This is a genomic window from Bacillus sp. LL01 (assembly GCF_001037965.1).
This window is the reverse complement of sequence record NZ_LFEL01000004.1, coordinates 411,483-428,420: the sequence shown is the minus strand read 5'-3', so window position 1 is coordinate 428,420 and position 16,938 is coordinate 411,483. Positions and strand designations below refer to the sequence as shown.

The following is a 16,938-nucleotide window of genomic DNA, read 5'->3' as shown; positions in this document are numbered from 1 at the left end:
TATATCCCTCCAAAAAGTTAATTCCTACTATGAAAGGGGAATACCAGAATGGAAATGCTACCAATATCTGTTGCTTTAAAAGAAACGCTTTTGAGGGAAATTAATTCTTAAGGCTGTTTTTGCGAGAGCCTGCAGCGAAAAGGAACGATCGAACTTTCTAGCGATAACAACTATTTTTTTAATAGGCTCTTTTATAAAAGATTGTGCTAGTAAAAAGTCGGCAATTGGACTTTTTACCGCATAACTTCTTTAAACTGACATGCAGTCTATCCTGTATAGCCAAGAAAAGAGCACGACAGCAAGGAATATAACGTTTGGTTTATTAATATGAAAAAGCAACAAAGTTTACGAAAAAAGCCTTTTAATAAACAGCCGACAGTAGAAAGAGGAATGCAAATTGGTCTATTTGTTATTTATCGTCAGTGTGATTGTAACAGTCCTAGTGGCTGTGAAACTGTCCAAATATGCGGATATCATTAGCAAAAAATCCAAAAAGGGAGGAGCTTTTTTAGGAGCAGCCTTATTAGGAGGAGCAACTTCCCTTCCGGAAATTACAACAAGCTATACGGCCGCTATCATCAATAATCCTGATCTAATTTTAGGTAACATTCTGGGAAGCAACCTATTTAATATGCTGACCTTAGCATTCATTAATATCTATTTTATCAAGAGAAGGATTTTTCAGCATAAGACGAAGGAACATGTTTTTACAGCACTTGTCGGACTGATTCTTACCTTTTACCTCTTAGTGGGGCTTCATGTGGAATCGGGCTTTCAGGTGTTCGGAATCGGATTGGATTCCATTCTTCTTTTAACGGGATATGGTCTAGGAATGTTCTTCCTTTCCAAAATACAAGTCCCAGAAGTTCCACTCAATACTACAAATGTAAAGAAAGAAATTGATTATTCGGCAATATCGATGAAAAGGACAATTTCTTATTTCATCCTTAGCTGTTTTCTAATAATGGTATCTGGTACGATTTTGACTGTGACAGGGGATAGAATCGGGGAGCTTACAGGTTTGGGCTCAAGCTTTGTAGGGATGTTCATGATTGCTGTTACGACATCATTGCCGGAAGTGGTAGGGTGTATAGTTGCAGTTCGCCTCGGAAACCCTGGGCTTGCAATCGGAAGTGTCTTGGGGAGCAACCTGTTCAATCTGTTCGTACTTGGCAGTTCAGACATTTTTTACAGAGGAGGGCTTTTGCTCTCATCAGTTGAACTGTTCCATTATGTATCAACAATAACTCTTATTGTCATGAATCTGATTGTTCTTTATACGATGCTTCATCGGACGAAAGCAAAACAGGCACCAAGTTATCTCATCATTTCGTTAGCGATTATCGTGCTATATGCGGCGAACAGCATTTTCCTGTTTGTAAGCCCATAAACAAGCTATCTCCTACTATGAGGGTAGCTTTCCAATCGTCCATTCTATATAATTCAAGGCAGAACGGTTAGGAAGTGATACATAATGATGAATAAGAAAATAGGATTTATCGGTTGCGGTAAAATGGCAGAGGCAATCATAGGGGGGCTTATAAGTTCTGAACTAGTTCCGAAAAACCTGATCTCAGCCAGTGCGAAAACAAGCGAGACGGTAGAGAATGTAGTGAAAAAATTCGCAATTACTGCTACGATACATAACAGCGAAATTGCGAAAGAAGCTGATATGCTAATCTTGGCTGTTAAACCGGATCTTCATGGAGAGGTTATCGAGGATATTGCCAACGTGGTCAAGAATGATGCCGTCATTATCACGATTGCAGCAGGAATAACATTGGATTTCATTGAAACGTCATTTGGCAGAAAAATAAAGGCCGTCCGTGTCATGCCTAATACACCATCACTGGTAGGCGAAGGGATGAGTGCGATCTGCGCGAATAAAGCGGTGAATAAGGAAGAGCTAAAAGATGTCATCCGCCTTTTTGAAAGCTTCGGAAAAGCGGAGGTACTGCCTGAAAATCTGATGGATGCAGTACCCGCTGTCAGCGGTTCGTCACCGGCCTATGTATATATGTTCATTGAAGCGTTGGCAGATGGAGCGGTGCAACAAGGAATTGCTCGTGACCAGGCCTATACACTAGCAGCCCAAGCGGTACTTGGAGCAGCTAAAATGGTTCTGGATACAGGAAAACATCCAGGAGAGCTGAAGGATAATGTGTGTACGCCTGGTGGAGCGACAATTGAAGCTGTAACGACACTTGAGAAACAAGGATTCCGGTCTGCAGTGGTATCCGCAATGGAAGCATGTACACAAAAATCAAAAAAACTGAAAGATGCCTAACAAAAAACCACCCACTTCTCCTCAACAGGTAAGGTGGGTGGTGGCGTTTAATTAAACATTTCAAGAAACTCCCCATAGCCTTCAGCTTCCATCTCTTCTTTCGGTATAAACCTCAGTGCAGCCGAATTCATGCAATAGCGTAGACCGGTCGGCTCCGGACCATCATCAAAAACATGACCTAAGTGGGCGTTTCCGAGTTTGCTGCGGATTTCGGTCCTTACCGAAAAGAAACTTCTGTCTTCAAGCTCTACAATATTATCCTCGACCAAGGGCCTTGTAAAACTTGGCCAACCTGTACCGGAATCATATTTATCTGTAGAACTGAATAATGGTTCCCCCGAAATGAGATCCACATATATTCCCTCGTCTTCAAGGTCCCAATACTCATTATTGAACGGTTCTTCGGTACCATCCTCTTGGGTGGCATAGTATTGTTCGGCTGTTAAAACGGAACGTAATTCTTCTTTGGATAAATGGAGAAACGTAGTACCATCATCCTTCACTACTGGTGTGACGTTACGATCCTCACCCCAAACCTCATCTAAAAAGGCATCCCGGCCAGAATTATCACGATAATATTCATAGCGTACAGGGTTCTGTAAGTAATAGTCCTGGTGATATTCCTCTGCGATGTAAAAAGTTTCTGCAGCTCTAATTTCTGTCACAATTAGCTGGTCAAAACGTCCGGATGTTTCAAGCTCTTTCTTGGATTCCCTCGCTAATTGCAACTGTTCTTCATTATGATAGAAGATGCCGGATCGATATGGCGTTCCCTTGTCTACGAATTGACCTGTCTCATCTGTCGGGTCGACCTGTCTCCAGAATACCTCCAATAGCGTCCCATAATCGATGACATTCGGGTTATAGGCGATAATGACAGCCTCCACATGTCCTGTTTCCCCCGTGGTAACCTCATTATAGGCAGGGTTCTCTACATGTCCGCCAGTATAGCCGGAAACGACCTCATACACGCCTGGCAATTTCTCGAAAGGAGGCTCCATACACCAGAAGCATCCTCCGGCAAATGTGGCATATGCAAGGTTCTCACTTTCTTCAATTTCATATGGCATACTCCCGACAGACTTCTGTGTTACAGTCGCATGTATTTTGGGTATTAAGAAGTAGGCAGCAATACAAGCTATCACAAGAAACAATCCCCAGAATCTTTTACTCATCACAGCAGACTCCTTTGTCATTTGTCGTTATCCTTATTATAACGTACGCCATTCTCTGACCACTAATATTGATATGTTACTTCAATATTTTCCAAGTTTTGATTTAAGGCGGAATTTATATTACTATTATAGTAGATTTGATTGACAAATCATGTTCAACAATGGAGGACTTCAATGAATATATTCTTAACTGGTGCTACTGGATTTTTAGGAGGAAGGCTGATTCGCAACCTCTTGGAAGAAGGGCATACTGTCTATATATTAGCCAGAAATATCGAAAAAGCCAATGCTTTAAAGGAAAGGCTTCCACTACCCTTGCAAGGGAATGTCACCATCCTGGAGGGTGACATTGTCGAACCGAATTTTGGTTTCTCTCATAGGCTTATTCTGGAACTTACCAATAAAATAGATATTTTCTACCATCTGGCAGCACTTGTGAAATTTGATCAGCATCTGCGTGATACTTTAATGGAGATGAATTATCAAGGAACCAAAAATGCACTGCAAACAGCGAAAACAATCAGGGCACCAAGATTCATCCATGTCAGCACGGCCTACACGGTTGGTGTATCCAATGCAGGTCAAGAGAAACTTTATGATCTGGAACAAGGTTTCAACAACCCATACGAAGAGAGCAAGGCACTTGCAGAACATGAGGTGATGAAGTATAAGGATACAATGGACGTATCCATTTTTCGCCCTGCTATTATTGTAGGAGATTCCAAGACAGGAGAAGCGGACTCGAGTTTCACACTTTATGGTTTCATGAGAGGATTGGAACTATTCAAAAGGAAACTGGAACGCAAAAAATATAAAGAAAAGGTTCATCTGGTTGGTTCTAAGGAAGGTACATCCAATCTTGTCCCTGTTGATTATGTGGCGGATATTTTAACGATTGCAGTAAAAAAAGCAAAAAAGAATGCAATCTACAACATTACTAATCCATCTCCTCCCACGAATAGGGAAATTCTCGGTACAATTAAGGAACATCTTCAATTCGATTCACTGGGTATTTATGAAAAAGGGACAATATTTTCCTTAACACCAGTAGAAACTCAATTGAACAACATGATAGATGTGTTCGGACCTTATCTTGATCGAAGCATTTCCTTTGAGGATAAAAATACTCAGGAACTGTTGAAGGGGAGCCCAATCGTTCACTTGAATATGACAAAGGAAATCCTGGAGATCATAGTACGTGCTTATTTTGAACCGGAGAAGGAAAAGGTGGAAATATAGAAGAAAAGATGGAGTGGCGGTATACATCCACTCCTTTCTTTATTGCTTTTCTAAATTCAAACTAATTTTACCAGTAATTATTCTTTCTTTTGTTAAGAAGGATACAAACAGGTGGTAGACAAAATGATAAAAAATATATTGGCTGTACTGGTCGGAGGAGCATTGGGCTCTTTATTAAGATATGGCATCAACTTGGGGACGCTTTCCTATAGCTTTCCATTTGGTACATTATTGGAAAATGTAATTGGAAGTTTTTTGCTCGGAGTACTTACAGGATGGTTCCTTTATATAAAGTCAGCAGAATGGGTAAAAACAGGCTTGGGTGTTGGACTTTGCGGAGGTTTTACCACTATGTCAACTCTGGCAGGGGATGCTTTTTTAATGTGGTCACAGGCTACAGCGCTTCTCACAGCTATTTATTTATTCTCCTCTGTTATAGGAGGAATGCTTTTTGCTTTTATCGGGATAGTTTCTGGCCGTAGTCTAGCTGAGAGGCGGCTATCAGTTCAAAAGGGAGGAGAGGTGGAATGAGTCAGTCTATGATGGCATTGCTACTTGCTGCCGGTGGTGGGATTGGTGCGGTATGCAGGTATTTGGTTGGCTTGTTTTACATGAACAAATTACCTAGGCCACCTATCCCTTTTGCCATGATTATAGTAAATCTAATTGGTTCACTTGGACTTGGTTTACTGTACGGGGGGATGTATGATGACCCTGAGATATTATACGGGAATACAATTTTCATTGCGTTAGGGTTAGGTTTTTTTGGAGCATTCACTACGTTTTCCACTTTTAGTGTGGAAGCGGTTCAGCTCTTAATAAACAAGCTTTATAAAAATGCGGGAATGTATGTTGTGTTAAGTATTGCAGGTTCCATACTAGGTTTTATACTTGGATTTTTCTTGATGAACCTCGAATTAATATAGGATAGGAGAAAAAATATGTCTATTGTTGAAGCAATCATTTTTGGTATTGTTCAGGGAATTACGGAATTCTTACCTATTTCCAGTACTGCCCATATTATCATCACACAATTAGTGCTCGGGTACCGATTCCCAGGATTATCTTTTGAAATATTTTTGCATTTGTCTTCGATACTCGCTGTCGTAATCTACTTCAGAAATGACCTTTGGCAGGTGATAGTGGGGTTCTTTTCATACTTTAAAAATAAAACACCGGAGAATAGTGCGCAGTTTTGGTTCGCGATATACATAGTGGTTGCCACAATTATTACAGGAGGGATTGGAGTCGTTTTAAGTGATGTTTTTCACGAATCCATGAAAAGCCCTGCTTCCATGGCTTTGGCTCTTACAATTACGGGAATTGCTTTGATATATATCGAGCGTTTCCACCGGTATGGGACTCGTAGTGAAGGGGAAATGACTTTCAGGGATTCCTTCGTGGTAGGGTTAGGTCAAACCTTAGCTGTATTTCCTGGAATATCCAGGTCAGGTGCCACGCTTATTACTGCATTGCTCACAGGACTTAACAGGGAAACGGCAGTAAAATATTCCTTTCTTTTATCCATTCCAGTGATTCTGGGATCTTCGGTCTTAGCACTGGAGGATATCTCAGGAAGCCTTCTGACAGAAATAGGGATTCCTTCTTTAGTTACGGCATTTATAGTCACGTTCATCTTTTCGTGGCTGGGCATAGTCTGGCTCATTGGTTTCTTGAAGCGCAGTAAGCTGTTATACTTTGCCATATACTGCTTCATAGCAGCAATATTAGTGTATCTATTGATTGATCCGGATACTGTTATGGATATTTAAACAGGCAGCAATATCTATGAAGGGATACCCGGAAAATAGGGTATCCCTTCATTTAGTTTGTTCTGATTACTTTTCTGCTGATATACTCACTCTTCTTGATTTGTGCAGGCAAAGTAAGGATGACTATTTTATTGAACCTCCGAGTTTTGATTTGTATATCCCCGCCATGAGCAAGCAAGATTGTATAGGCAGTATAGAGTGAGGAATTCTCATTATTATCCAGCAAAGCAGTTAAATGTAATAACGTTTTAATGGGCTCTTTATCATTGCGGATAGTATCTAGATGTATTTCAAAAACAGCATCGTTCCGGTGAAGATAATGACTAAGCTGGATCTTTTTGAATCCCCGTCCGTTTGTATCGATACAATGTTTCAATATATTGGACATTGATTCCTCTAGCATCTCCATATTACCTTTGATTCTAAGGTTACGGGTGTTTTTGCTTCTGATTTCAACGTTCTGGTTGATAGCATATGTGTAAATGCCAGTTAACACATTTTCCAATAATTCTTTAGAGGAAATAGTCCTAAAGGAAATTGTCTCTCCTTTTGCCAGCTTTAAATAAGATTCAATGATCCTTTCTGCACTGGTCAATTCATGGAGAATAATAGGAACATATTCCTTATTAACCTTATTCTTTTCCATACCGAGTAATTGTGTGAAGCCTTTTACCATCGTTAGTGGCTTATGGAACTCATTTGACACTTTTTCCGCCATAATGTTGATATGATATAGCCTTTTCATTTTTTTGAACTTCTGTTGAAGCTGGACAACCCCACAGAGAAATTCAATCAAATAAAGAAGAAGAAGGCTAGATCCCATAAAAACCATACCGATCAATAAAGTCTGAGGGAAAAGATCTTTCCAGGCAGCAGTAACGTTGTTGTTGAAGAGTAAAAGTGTGGCAGTAATAATATGTAATACTCCCCCTATACCTGCCACAATAGTCATGAATTTGTATTTAGAAACGGTGGAGTACGATTTACATTTTTTTAGAAAAAACAGCGGTAGTACTACGAGTGCAGGAATGATGAAATAGGTATGCATATAACCTTCAGGCAATGGTGAAATAAAGGAATGAGCAACTAAAAACAGAATGGTTAAGACACCTGCGAAATAACCACCATATAAAATGGCAATCATCACAGGAATTCCACTCAAATGAAATGATACGTCATTAATATGTATCGGAAATTGGGAGCAAAAATAGGCGGAAATAGCACAATAGAAAAAAATGCCTAGCTGGCGAAAAAACTCTGAAGGCATATTGTATCTCCTATGTACTAATGTATAGTAAAAAAGAAGAGGAACTACTAAAAAGAATAATTGCAGTAGTATATCTTTCAAAAAGTCCATTGCTAGTCTCCTTACCCGGATGCTATAAGTACTGGTATTCCTTATCAAAGTACCATAAATTGAAAGAAAATTCTATAAAATTTACGATAATTTGTAGTAATTAGGAGGAAAATGATGAAAGAAACAGATGGAAAATTATTGGATTTGTATGGACAATTATGGAATTGTCGTTCACTTCCATATGCCATTGGGAAAGGTGAGAACGTACTGTATCAGGCAATACGCAGGGAACTGAAGGATGAATGGACACATCCGAGAACAAGAAGGAAACCGGTGGAGAAATATGCCATAGCTATCAAACGCATCATGGATTCCCCCTTGAAAGATTCTGAACAACTCTTATTAATGAAAGTATATACCAATGTGCTGGATGAACTAAAAAAAGAAAGCTGACCATCTTTGTGCAATGGCAGCTTCTATAATCCGAATATGGAACGAAATACATTGCGGCGTTTTTGTTGTGGGGGCTGATCAAAGATAAGTGGGGGATCGAGTTTTTTTACTTGCTTGGATTGAAATTGATCTAGTACCCCTTCCATCATAGCCAATTTTTTTGTAAGTTCTTCAATCTCTTTTCTCTGCTGTAGAAGTTGGTAGGATACAACTTCGTCGGCTTTTTGCTGAACGAGCTGTTCTGTTCTGCTAACTCTTTCGGTCAAGGCTTTGACCTGATGTTCCAACATTCTATTACCTTTTTGTTCATCTTGAGCGTAGTTAACTTCTGATTCATACACTTCAAGCGTACCGGCTACTTCCGAGTTGGTTTTTAGAGTTTCCAGGCGGGCGATGGCTTCTGCATCATAGACATAATGACCATAATCATTTTTGCTGCAAGGAATGTTGTGCTTTTGTACCCATTTTCGGATGGTTCTCGGTGCCATTCCCAATTCTTTTGCAACTTCATGTGTCTTTAACTCCATTTAAACAACCTCCCTTTGTTTATATCTAATTACACATCAGTAAAGAAAATCCTTCAAGTAAGACAAAACTAGTAATCGTTCGGCAAAAAAAGTGGAGTTCCAACAATAACTAGTTCTTTTCTGCGAAGAAAGGAAAATTTTCCTATTGAAATATGCCTAGATAACTATAAAAATAGGTTACGGAATGGAAGTTTAGGTCTTATAATAGAAGATAGGGTTCTAGTAGCTTTGACTTAGAGGTTTACTTATAGTAATCTGAATATTTAAAATAGAAATACAAAGCGAAGGAATGGTCCATATGATAAATCTAGATCACCCATCAACCAAGACAACGAAAATGGATATTGGTAGCAAAATCAAATTTTTTCGCATCCAAAAAGGCTTAAAGCAGGAGGACCTTGCAAGAGGAATTATTTCTGTCTCCTACTTATCAAAAATTGAAAATAATTTAACCTCACCAAGTGAGGAAGTCTTAAGGCTGTTATGTGAACGCCTTGGTGTCAGCCTTATTGAACAGCAGGACGATACCATTCTGCAAGAACTGGTTTCATGGTACAAATTGATGACGTCGAGTGAAAGTGCAGAGATAGAACGGAGATATGAGACCATCTCCAAAAAAATTCAATTCGTCAACACGAAAACCTATATGTATTTCGTATTGTTTGAACTGAGATATCACCTTTATCTTAAGAACACTGAACAATCCAGATTACTTATTGATAAACTCCAACAGTTTATGGATATTTTTGATATACAAATGCATTACTATTTCCAAAAGTTCTATTCCATCTATGAGTACAGGCTGAACAATTTCGTCCATGCATTGGAGCACTTGAAAATTGCTGAAAAACTCCTTCAGAGGAATTCCAATTTCGAAAAATCTGAAGAAGCCGATCTCTATTATTTATTCGGGCTTACATACAGCCAAACAATGAAAGAGCCATTAAGTATCACATATACCACTAAGGCACTCCACGAATTCCAGGCAATCTATGATTTTAAAAGAAGTGCTGAATGCCAAGTACTGCTAGGTATCTGCTATCGAAGAATAGGTGAATATGACCGCTCGGAAGAGAGCTATCTTCTTGCTCAGAAACTGTCCGAGTCCCTCAACAATATATATCTGCAATCACTCATCTATCATAATCTTGGAAAATTGTATTCCATTCAGGGCCACCATATGGATGCCATAAAAGAATACGAAAAAAGCTATTACTTAAAACGGGAAGATAAACCGCTAAGCAAGCTGACTTCGATTTATTGCATTCTATTAGAATATGATAAGCTTGGTGATCTTTCTGAGTGTAGGAAGTGGCTTCAAATAGGCCAGTCGCTATTAGTTGATCCTGAGGATGCCATCGAGTATCATTATTATTTTTCCATTCACGACAGTATTCTGAAAGGGGATTTTGAAAGGTTCGACGAGATTTTTCAGGAGCAGGCTTTACCATATTTTCAACAGAAGGATCTAAAGGAACCGCTCATCATTTATGCAGAACGATTGGCTCATTATTACGAGTCAACTTATAAATATAAAAAGGCTAGCTATTACTATTCACTTGGCTATAAAGAATTAAAGAAACAAACATTCTTAAAATAGGGAGATGATCAGTATGAAAAAAAACTTGGTTCTTTTAGCAATCGCTGTATTCTTATTGTTTGGAGGAGCTGGAGAACTCCAAAAGGAGCAAGTCCAAACACAACCGGATGTAATGTCTACATCTGGAAAAGATGAGCACCCCGAACCTATTCCAGGTGGATGATTTATAGGTTTGGAATAAAGGGATTTTTGGGAGAACCTCATTCTGTTTGTCGGGTGGGGTTTTTTGTTTGTTTTTGGGGTAAAATTTCTGATATAGCTGTACGCCGCATCTTCCATAGTTTTAATTCAAGATAATTGGGTACAAGATAACTAATAGGGGAAAAGTAATATGAATCCCTAACATGAATGTACCCTTTGACTAAATTGGAAAAGGAGCGATAAACGATGGCAACGAATGTGAAATTGGCAATAATCTACTATAGCTCAACTGGAACCAATTACAAACTTGCAAAGACGGCAGAAGTAGCTGGCAAAGTAGCTGGAGCGGAAGTGAAACTCGTCAAGGTGCCAGAGCTTGCCCCTCAGCAGGCAATCGAATCCAACCCCGCTTGGAAACAACACCTGGAGGAAACAAAGGATGTACCGGAAGCAAGCCTAGATGACCTGACATGGGCAGATGCCTATATCTTCAGTGTTCCGACAAGATATGGTACCCTTCCAGCACAAATGAAGCAGTTCTTGGATACAACAGGAGGACTTTGGGCGGAAGGGAAGCTTGCAAACAAAGTCGCAAGCGCCATGACATCAGCAAGCAATCCCCACGGCGGCCAGGAACAGACTATTCTTAACCTGTACACGACCATGTACCATTGGGGAGTGATTGTAGCAGCACCAGGCTATACTGATAACTCCATTTTTGAAGCTGGAGGAAATCCGTATGGAACAAGTGTAACAGCCGATCAGGATGGCAACTGGAAAGAGGATGTGGCAGCAGCGGTGAAGCATCAAACCAAGCGAACCATCCAGGTGGCGAGTGCTATCAAGAACGGAATGCAGTAATAAGAGAAAACACCTATCCCAAAAGGTTCAGAGTGAACCTTTAGATAGGTGTTTTATTTATTGCTTTTTTTATACTTTTTTATAAAATAAGCCCGTTGGACAAACAGGTAAGCCAAGAGGACGGTTGAACAGAATATGGCTACCATCATATTAAAAAGCATCCCACCAATGTAAAGGAGTCCGTCAACCTGTATGGTCAGGAAGTACCAAATCGAAGTGGTGATGAACCAGGTAATAACAATAAAGAAAAGGCTGATAACTGTGTGGAAAAAGAATGCTCCTTTTCTCTTCACCAACTGCGAGACGTACAGGTAACTGCCCAGTGTCGTAGAAACAATGGCCAACAGATTCAAGAGCATAATGTAGTCATACATCTCCATATAAATCTCCTTTTTTCTATATATATAGCAGGACAAATTGATAGGTGAGTGCCTAAGCAAATTATTTGCTTATTTACCTCAATCCGACATAATAAAAGTATACTACGAATAGGAAGGTGAAAAAAATGAAAAGTTTAGCGTCCACCACAACCTTACATAATGGTTTAGAAATGCCATGGTTCGGATTGGGTGTTTTTAAAGTGGAAGAAGGGCAAGAGGTTGAAGCTTCTGTGAAAATGGCGATTCATGCTGGGTATAAGAGTATTGATACGGCAGCCATCTATAAAAATGAAGAAGGTGTCGGAAAAGCAATCAGAGAATCTGATGTGCCTCGCGAAGAGCTTTTCATTACTACAAAAGTGTGGAATGCAGATCAGGGGTATGAATCCACATTAAAAGCTTTTGATGAGAGTATGGAAAAGCTTGGACTGGAATATCTGGATCTTTATTTGGTACATTGGCCTGTAAAAGGCAAGTATGTTGATACTTGGAAAGCGCTAGAAAAGCTATATAAAGATGGAAAAGTGCGTGCAATCGGTGTAAGCAACTTCCACATTCACCACCTTCAAGATATTTTGGATGTGGCAGAAGTGAAGCCGATGGTCAATCAGGTGGAATATCATCCTAAGCTTTCACAGGTAGAACTGCTTAATTTCTGTAAAGAAAACGGAATCCAGCTTGAAGCTTGGTCTCCTCTTATGCAGGGCCAACTCTTGGATAACGAAGTATTAAAAGAAGTCGCAACATCACATAATAAATCTGTAGCACAGGTCATCTTGCGTTGGGATTTACAGAACGGTGTGGTAACGATTCCGAAGTCAGTGAAAGAGCACCGTATCAAAGAAAACGCGGATATCTTTGACTTTGAATTGTCAGAGGAAGACATGCAGAAGATTCATGCGTTGAATGAAGACAAACGTGTAGGTCCAGATCCAGATAACTTTGATTTTTAAGTGATTTGTTGGGACGTTCGCCACAATTTTCATGTTATGTAAGAATCACCTGGAACGTAAATCTACAGGAGTTATACAGATCATATTGCCCATTAGGAAAAGGTGCCGTTCTTAACATTAGGAACTGGCACCTTTACTTATTTATTATTCAACTTCTAATTCTTCAAGCTGGTGTTCATGCAAATCGTCTTTTTCCACATGTATCTGTACATAGTGCAGACCGCTTTCTGTCATGGTCGCTTTTGCCTCATAGACACCTTCACTAACTTCTTCGGCATTCACAAATTCATGTTGCTCGGAATCTTCATGCCAGATTTCAAAGCGCACATCCGCACCGGTAAATGTTGCATCCTCATGCTTAAGTTCTGTAGACAAGGTTGTTTCTTGATTTGTTTTCACCGTATCACCATGTTGTAACGTCATGTTTAATGTGTTCTCATGGCTGTGATGATCATCGTGGTCGGTTTTTTCATGATTTTCATGGTCGTGGCTGTGACCGTCCTCTTTATGTTCGTGACTGTGTTTCTCTTCCTCCTGTTCGGAAGGGTCAGGGTTTCCGACAGTCAATTCTACACGGGGCATCACGTGCATTTCTCTTGCAGTGGTATGCGCCACCACATAGTAGAAGCCTTCTTCTTCAAACGTTTTCGTAATGGAATAGATTCCGGCTCCGTCATTTGTCGCTTCGATCATTTCATGGTCGGCTTCCTGACCTTGTTTCCATACTTCAAATGTTACTTCATTTGCATCTTCCACATTTTCATCACCCTGTGTGACCAATGCTTCAATTTTCACTTCTTCATTTGGTTCAATTGCTTCAGGAAGCTTAATTTCTACTTCAACCATGCTAGGAACTCCATCACTGTTACCATTTGTATTTTCATTGTTATCGGATGATCCGCAAGCTGCCAACATTAATAATGAAAGCAAGCAGATCAGTATAGTGAATTTTTTCAACTAAAACACTCCTCTCGTTCAATGGTTTTATTATATCTAGAATCTTAAAGGAAAATTATTAAAAAAAGATCAATCCTGTGAACAAACATAGTACTATATTGGTATTGGCCATACTCGATATGGTTTATACATAAGGGAGGTTGAGGAATATGATTAAGCATCTACAAACAAAAGAGGAGCTATTACAAGGATATCATGTATTAAAAGAGTTAAGACCTCATTTGACTGAGGAGTCTTTCCTAGAGATTTACGAAACGATGCAAGGTGAGGGCTATGAATTGCATGCTTATATTGAAGGAGAAGAAGTGGAGGCAGTTACGGGGATCATCACGCTGACAAATTTCTATGATGGGCGCCATATTTATGTCTATGACCTTGTAACCAAAAGCAGTTCAAGATCCAAGGGATATGGCGAAAAACTGTTAGGGTATATTGAAGAGCTAGGTAAAGAAAGGGGCTGTGAGAAGGTAACACTGTCTTCCGGTCTAGCAAGAGTGGATGCCCATAGGTTTTATGAAGATAAGATGGATTATGAGAAATCGAGTTATGTGTTCAGAAAGAAGCTGTAGCACCCGTGCTACAGCTCTTCTAACTTCAGAAAAGAAGGACCGAACCCATCACGTAGTGGTGCATGAACAGTGACACTCTCACCAGTGAACGGATGTGGAACGCTCAGTTTCCAGGCATGGAGGCTGTGGCGATGGTGTTTGTTTGTCGCTCCATAAAGTTTGTCGCCGTATAAAGGGTGACCTAGGCTACTCATATGTACACGGATCTGATGTGTTCTTCCTGTATCGAGAGTCAGTTCCACAAGTGACAATCGATCCTTGGGAAATGTCTTAATGACTTTGTAATGAGTGACAGCTTTTTGGCCGTTGGGGGAAATTCGCCTTCTAGATGCATGATGGCGATCTTTTCCGATTGCTTTATCGACTGTACCTTTCGAGGTGTTCAATATTCCCTCAACAAGAGCCAGATATGTTCGTTTCACTTTTCTTTCCTCCAGCAGCCTATCGAGTATAGCTCCAGAGATGGCATGTTTGGCAAAAAGAATGGCTCCACTGGTGTCTTTATCCAAACGGTGGACATGGCGTACTTTTGCCTGAATATTTTTTTGCTTGAAATATTGTGAAACACCGTTGGAAAGGGAATGGAAATCTTTTTCTGAAGACGGATGTGTCTCCAAACCTGCATTTTTGTTTACCACCATTAAATGTTCATTTTCATAAACTACCTCAATATTCATATCCGTAGCAGGAGGCGATACCTCTTCTGGTAAAACAGGTATAGAGATTCGGTCTCCTTCCAGAAGAGGTGTTGTCCAATTCGGTATTTCTTCATTTACGGTGACCTGCTTGGACATCCGTAGTTCATGAAGAAGACCCTTTGGTATGCCAATCATCTCTTTCAGATAACCCTGCAAAGGGAGGGATGCATTTTTAGAAACAGTAAATCTAAGTTTCTGGTTGTTCATTGTGAGCTCCTTTATATATAAGAAATATGATACTACTGTGGTACGCAAAGTTCTGCTTGATTTTTGTCGTAATCAGTCTATGGATTCCATTAACTACCTACCCAAATAAAGATGCATTTATGTTACTCTTTTGTTATAGAGAAGTTACAAGGGTGGTTTTAATTCGTGAAAGTAGTGTACGCTTCAACTCCAGAGCAGGAGGACCATATCGGTGAATTGGTCCAACACCTCTTAACGAACATTCTTCCTTATTATTTCACAGACAAAGAGATAGAAAACCTTGCAAAACAATTATCCCTTCACACTGGAGAAGTCCATGATACTTTTTCCGATTATAATGGAACATTGAAAGAAGCATTTCATATCATTTCATGCCTTCAAGCAATCATTGCAGTTATTGAAGCAATCCAGGAAGAGGATCTATTAAACAAGCATCGTGAAATATATAAGAGGAATGTCAATATGTTAAGAGAGTTTGGTTTTTCCTTCCCGTTTTCAATTGATCAATTTACACCGAAACCTAGCAAGGCTAATATCTTCAGTAAATTTATAAGTCCTTCTAATCATTTCTTAATTTAACCGAAAAAAGGAAGAAACTCCTGGCGATCATTCGCTAGGAGTTTCTTTTACTTTCTCGAACCATTCGGAGTACACGTTATGGTCCTCGTGGTAGTTCTCAAGGCGTTCCACTTCCTGGCCATCTACGAAATGAATGAAGGTCGGAGTCGATCTGATGCCATATTCATTCCAGCCATCATTAAATTCCTCAAGATTATATAGTTCCATTTCGACTCCCATCTCTTCGGCCATTGGAACAACAACAGGGCTTGTTTGCTTACAAGCGGGACAAGTGGAGCTGTAGAAATAAATTGTTTTCGTTTCTCCAGCAGCAAGATCTTCCTTCAATTGATCTGGAGTAATGATGTTTTGATAAAGAGGGTCATCGAGCTGTTTTTGTGTTTCTGTATGAAGTTTGTCCTTTCCAAAAGGATTACCTTCAACATTCTGCTTCTGCTGAATATTTGTGATGACAACGAGTGCTATAAAGATGGCCATAATGACCGCCATGATGATGATAAGTTTTTTCATGGTCAGTTACCTGCTTTCTTTGAAAGTTTTTTCACATAAAGTAAAATTGCCGTAATGGATGTAAAACCGATAAGTGCTAAAAATGGGATAGTAATAAAGCCCAGTAAGTTGATGTATTGGCCAGTACACGGCACCACTCCGCAGGAAACGGAGTTCTCCCCGAAAAATGCTACCTTCTGCACCAAATAATGATAGATGGAAATGGTGCCTCCGATAATGGATAGAGGAAGAGCATAGGTCGCAATCCCCGCATCTTTCTTTACCGCAGCAATTCCTAGCAGAACTACAAGCGGGTACATCAGTATCCGCTGATACCAGCACAGTTCACATGGTATATACATCAATACTTCAGAAAAATATAAACTGCCTAGAGTTGCGACAAGGGCAATGATTGCTGCCACAAGCAATAGGTTCTCCACTTTCTTGGAATGATCCACCATAACTCGCCTCTTTTGAATTCAAGATACTTTTCTAAAATTATAGTCCTTACTCATCATTATTGCAAAACTATTCCCTTCATATTAATGTGAACATTCTTTGACGGGGATAAAGAAAGCCGTTTCCAATACTGGTTTTATGTTTTGTGACGAAAAAATATAAGTTGTGACAAATTTCTCGGGAAATAAAAATTATTTCGACATGGATGGAATAGTAGATCATATAAATGTTAGTTTGTTGATAAGTAACAATGAAATTGATGTCAAAGTCCTTTATTGTTTTTTGTTTTGTTATG

General features: G+C 39.7%; 21 protein-coding genes. 13 read left to right on the top strand and 8 right to left on the bottom strand.

Annotation, left to right across the window (positions count from 1 at the left end; genetic code table 11):
- The first annotated feature begins 397 nt into the window (after positions 1-397).
- Both AB685_RS14605 and proC read left to right on the top strand, forming a co-directional pair.
- On the top strand, positions 398-1,390 hold the full coding sequence (locus AB685_RS14605; RefSeq protein WP_047971316.1) for a sodium:calcium antiporter: 993 nt from the start codon (positions 398-400) through the stop codon (positions 1,388-1,390).
- 87 nt (positions 1,391-1,477) lie between these two features.
- Positions 1,478-2,287: a pyrroline-5-carboxylate reductase gene (gene proC, locus AB685_RS14600; protein ID WP_047971422.1), complete on the top strand. Its 810-nt coding sequence runs from the start codon at positions 1,478-1,480 to the stop codon at positions 2,285-2,287.
- 47 nt (positions 2,288-2,334) lie between these two features.
- On the opposite strand, the gene msrA is transcribed toward proC, so the two are convergent.
- Positions 2,335-3,462 (bottom strand): peptide-methionine (S)-S-oxide reductase MsrA, encoded by a 1,128-nt coding sequence (msrA, locus tag AB685_RS14595; protein WP_082153643.1) that lies wholly within the window; start codon positions 3,460-3,462, stop codon positions 2,335-2,337.
- Positions 3,463-3,636: 174 nt separating this feature from the next.
- On the opposite strand from msrA, the gene AB685_RS14590 reads away from it, so the two are divergent.
- The 4 genes from AB685_RS14590 (at position 3,637) to uppP (ending at position 6,473) form a co-directional block, all read left to right on the top strand.
- A complete protein-coding gene (locus tag AB685_RS14590) occupies positions 3,637-4,701 on the top strand; it encodes an SDR family oxidoreductase (RefSeq protein ID WP_047971315.1) in 1,065 nt (354 codons plus the stop codon).
- A 123-nt stretch (positions 4,702-4,824) separates the two neighbouring features.
- The gene (locus tag AB685_RS14585; protein WP_047971314.1) at positions 4,825-5,232 is read left to right on the top strand and encodes a CrcB family protein; all 408 of its coding nucleotides are present in this window, start codon (positions 4,825-4,827) and stop codon (positions 5,230-5,232) included.
- Complete coding sequence (gene crcB / locus AB685_RS14580) at positions 5,229-5,627, top strand: fluoride efflux transporter CrcB (protein WP_241773295.1); 399 nt, start codon at positions 5,229-5,231, stop codon at positions 5,625-5,627. The genes AB685_RS14585 and crcB overlap by 4 nt, the downstream gene beginning before the upstream one ends.
- A gap of 15 nt (positions 5,628-5,642) precedes the next feature.
- Complete coding sequence (uppP, locus tag AB685_RS14575; RefSeq protein WP_047971313.1) at positions 5,643-6,473, top strand: undecaprenyl-diphosphatase UppP; 831 nt, start codon at positions 5,643-5,645, stop codon at positions 6,471-6,473.
- A 52-nt stretch (positions 6,474-6,525) separates the two neighbouring features.
- Here the strand turns inward: uppP and AB685_RS14570 are convergent, their stop codons facing one another.
- Positions 6,526-7,740, bottom strand: coding sequence for a HAMP domain-containing sensor histidine kinase (locus tag AB685_RS14570; RefSeq protein ID WP_047971312.1), 1,215 nt, complete (start codon positions 7,738-7,740; stop codon positions 6,526-6,528).
- Between the two features lie 201 nt (positions 7,741-7,941).
- Between AB685_RS14570 and AB685_RS14565 the strand changes: the two genes are divergently transcribed.
- A complete protein-coding gene (locus AB685_RS14565) occupies positions 7,942-8,223 on the top strand; it encodes a hypothetical protein (RefSeq protein WP_128755865.1) in 282 nt (93 codons plus the stop codon).
- Between the two features lie 23 nt (positions 8,224-8,246).
- Here the strand turns inward: AB685_RS14565 and AB685_RS14560 are convergent, their stop codons facing one another.
- A complete protein-coding gene (locus AB685_RS14560) occupies positions 8,247-8,750 on the bottom strand; it encodes a MerR family transcriptional regulator (protein ID WP_047971310.1) in 504 nt (167 codons plus the stop codon).
- Positions 8,751-9,048: 298 nt separating this feature from the next.
- Between AB685_RS14560 and AB685_RS14555 the strand changes: the two genes are divergently transcribed.
- The 3 genes from AB685_RS14555 to wrbA all read left to right on the top strand — a co-directional run bounded on the left by AB685_RS14555 (position 9,049) and on the right by wrbA (position 11,352).
- The gene (locus tag AB685_RS14555) at positions 9,049-10,350 is read left to right on the top strand and encodes a helix-turn-helix transcriptional regulator (protein ID WP_053073821.1); all 1,302 of its coding nucleotides are present in this window, start codon (positions 9,049-9,051) and stop codon (positions 10,348-10,350) included.
- A 13-nt stretch (positions 10,351-10,363) separates the two neighbouring features.
- The gene (locus AB685_RS31315; protein ID WP_157860722.1) at positions 10,364-10,513 is read left to right on the top strand and encodes a hypothetical protein; all 150 of its coding nucleotides are present in this window, start codon (positions 10,364-10,366) and stop codon (positions 10,511-10,513) included.
- Between the two features lie 224 nt (positions 10,514-10,737).
- A complete protein-coding gene (gene wrbA, locus AB685_RS14550; RefSeq protein ID WP_047971309.1) occupies positions 10,738-11,352 on the top strand; it encodes an NAD(P)H:quinone oxidoreductase in 615 nt (204 codons plus the stop codon).
- 53 nt (positions 11,353-11,405) lie between these two features.
- Here the strand turns inward: wrbA and AB685_RS14545 are convergent, their stop codons facing one another.
- Positions 11,406-11,726 carry a hypothetical protein gene (locus tag AB685_RS14545; protein ID WP_128755864.1) on the bottom strand — a complete coding sequence of 107 codons (321 nt, stop codon included), beginning with the start codon at positions 11,724-11,726 and terminating at the stop codon, positions 11,406-11,408.
- 131 nt (positions 11,727-11,857) lie between these two features.
- Between AB685_RS14545 and AB685_RS14540 the strand changes: the two genes are divergently transcribed.
- Complete coding sequence (locus AB685_RS14540) at positions 11,858-12,685, top strand: aldo/keto reductase (protein ID WP_047971307.1); 828 nt, start codon at positions 11,858-11,860, stop codon at positions 12,683-12,685.
- Between the two features lie 144 nt (positions 12,686-12,829).
- Here AB685_RS14540 and AB685_RS14535 read toward each other — a convergent pair whose 3' ends face one another.
- On the bottom strand, positions 12,830-13,642 hold the full coding sequence (locus AB685_RS14535; protein WP_047971306.1) for a FixH family protein: 813 nt from the start codon (positions 13,640-13,642) through the stop codon (positions 12,830-12,832).
- Between the two features lie 149 nt (positions 13,643-13,791).
- Here AB685_RS14535 and AB685_RS14530 point away from each other — a divergent pair, with 149 nt between their 5' ends.
- On the top strand, positions 13,792-14,211 hold the full coding sequence (locus tag AB685_RS14530; RefSeq protein WP_047971305.1) for a GNAT family N-acetyltransferase: 420 nt from the start codon (positions 13,792-13,794) through the stop codon (positions 14,209-14,211).
- A gap of 8 nt (positions 14,212-14,219) precedes the next feature.
- On the opposite strand, the gene AB685_RS14525 is transcribed toward AB685_RS14530, so the two are convergent.
- A complete protein-coding gene (locus AB685_RS14525) occupies positions 14,220-15,116 on the bottom strand; it encodes an RluA family pseudouridine synthase (RefSeq protein ID WP_047971304.1) in 897 nt (298 codons plus the stop codon).
- A 165-nt stretch (positions 15,117-15,281) separates the two neighbouring features.
- Here AB685_RS14525 and AB685_RS14520 point away from each other — a divergent pair, with 165 nt between their 5' ends.
- Positions 15,282-15,695, top strand: a complete 414-nt coding sequence (locus AB685_RS14520) for a DUF5365 family protein (protein WP_047971303.1) — start codon at positions 15,282-15,284, stop codon at positions 15,693-15,695.
- Between the two features lie 27 nt (positions 15,696-15,722).
- Here the strand turns inward: AB685_RS14520 and AB685_RS14515 are convergent, their stop codons facing one another.
- Together AB685_RS14515 and AB685_RS14510 are read right to left on the bottom strand one after the other, a co-directional pair.
- On the bottom strand, positions 15,723-16,205 hold the full coding sequence (locus tag AB685_RS14515; protein WP_047971302.1) for a thioredoxin family protein: 483 nt from the start codon (positions 16,203-16,205) through the stop codon (positions 15,723-15,725).
- A 2-nt stretch (positions 16,206-16,207) separates the two neighbouring features.
- Complete coding sequence (locus AB685_RS14510) at positions 16,208-16,645, bottom strand: disulfide oxidoreductase (RefSeq protein WP_047971301.1); 438 nt, start codon at positions 16,643-16,645, stop codon at positions 16,208-16,210.
- Between the last annotated feature and the right edge of the window lie 293 nt (positions 16,646-16,938).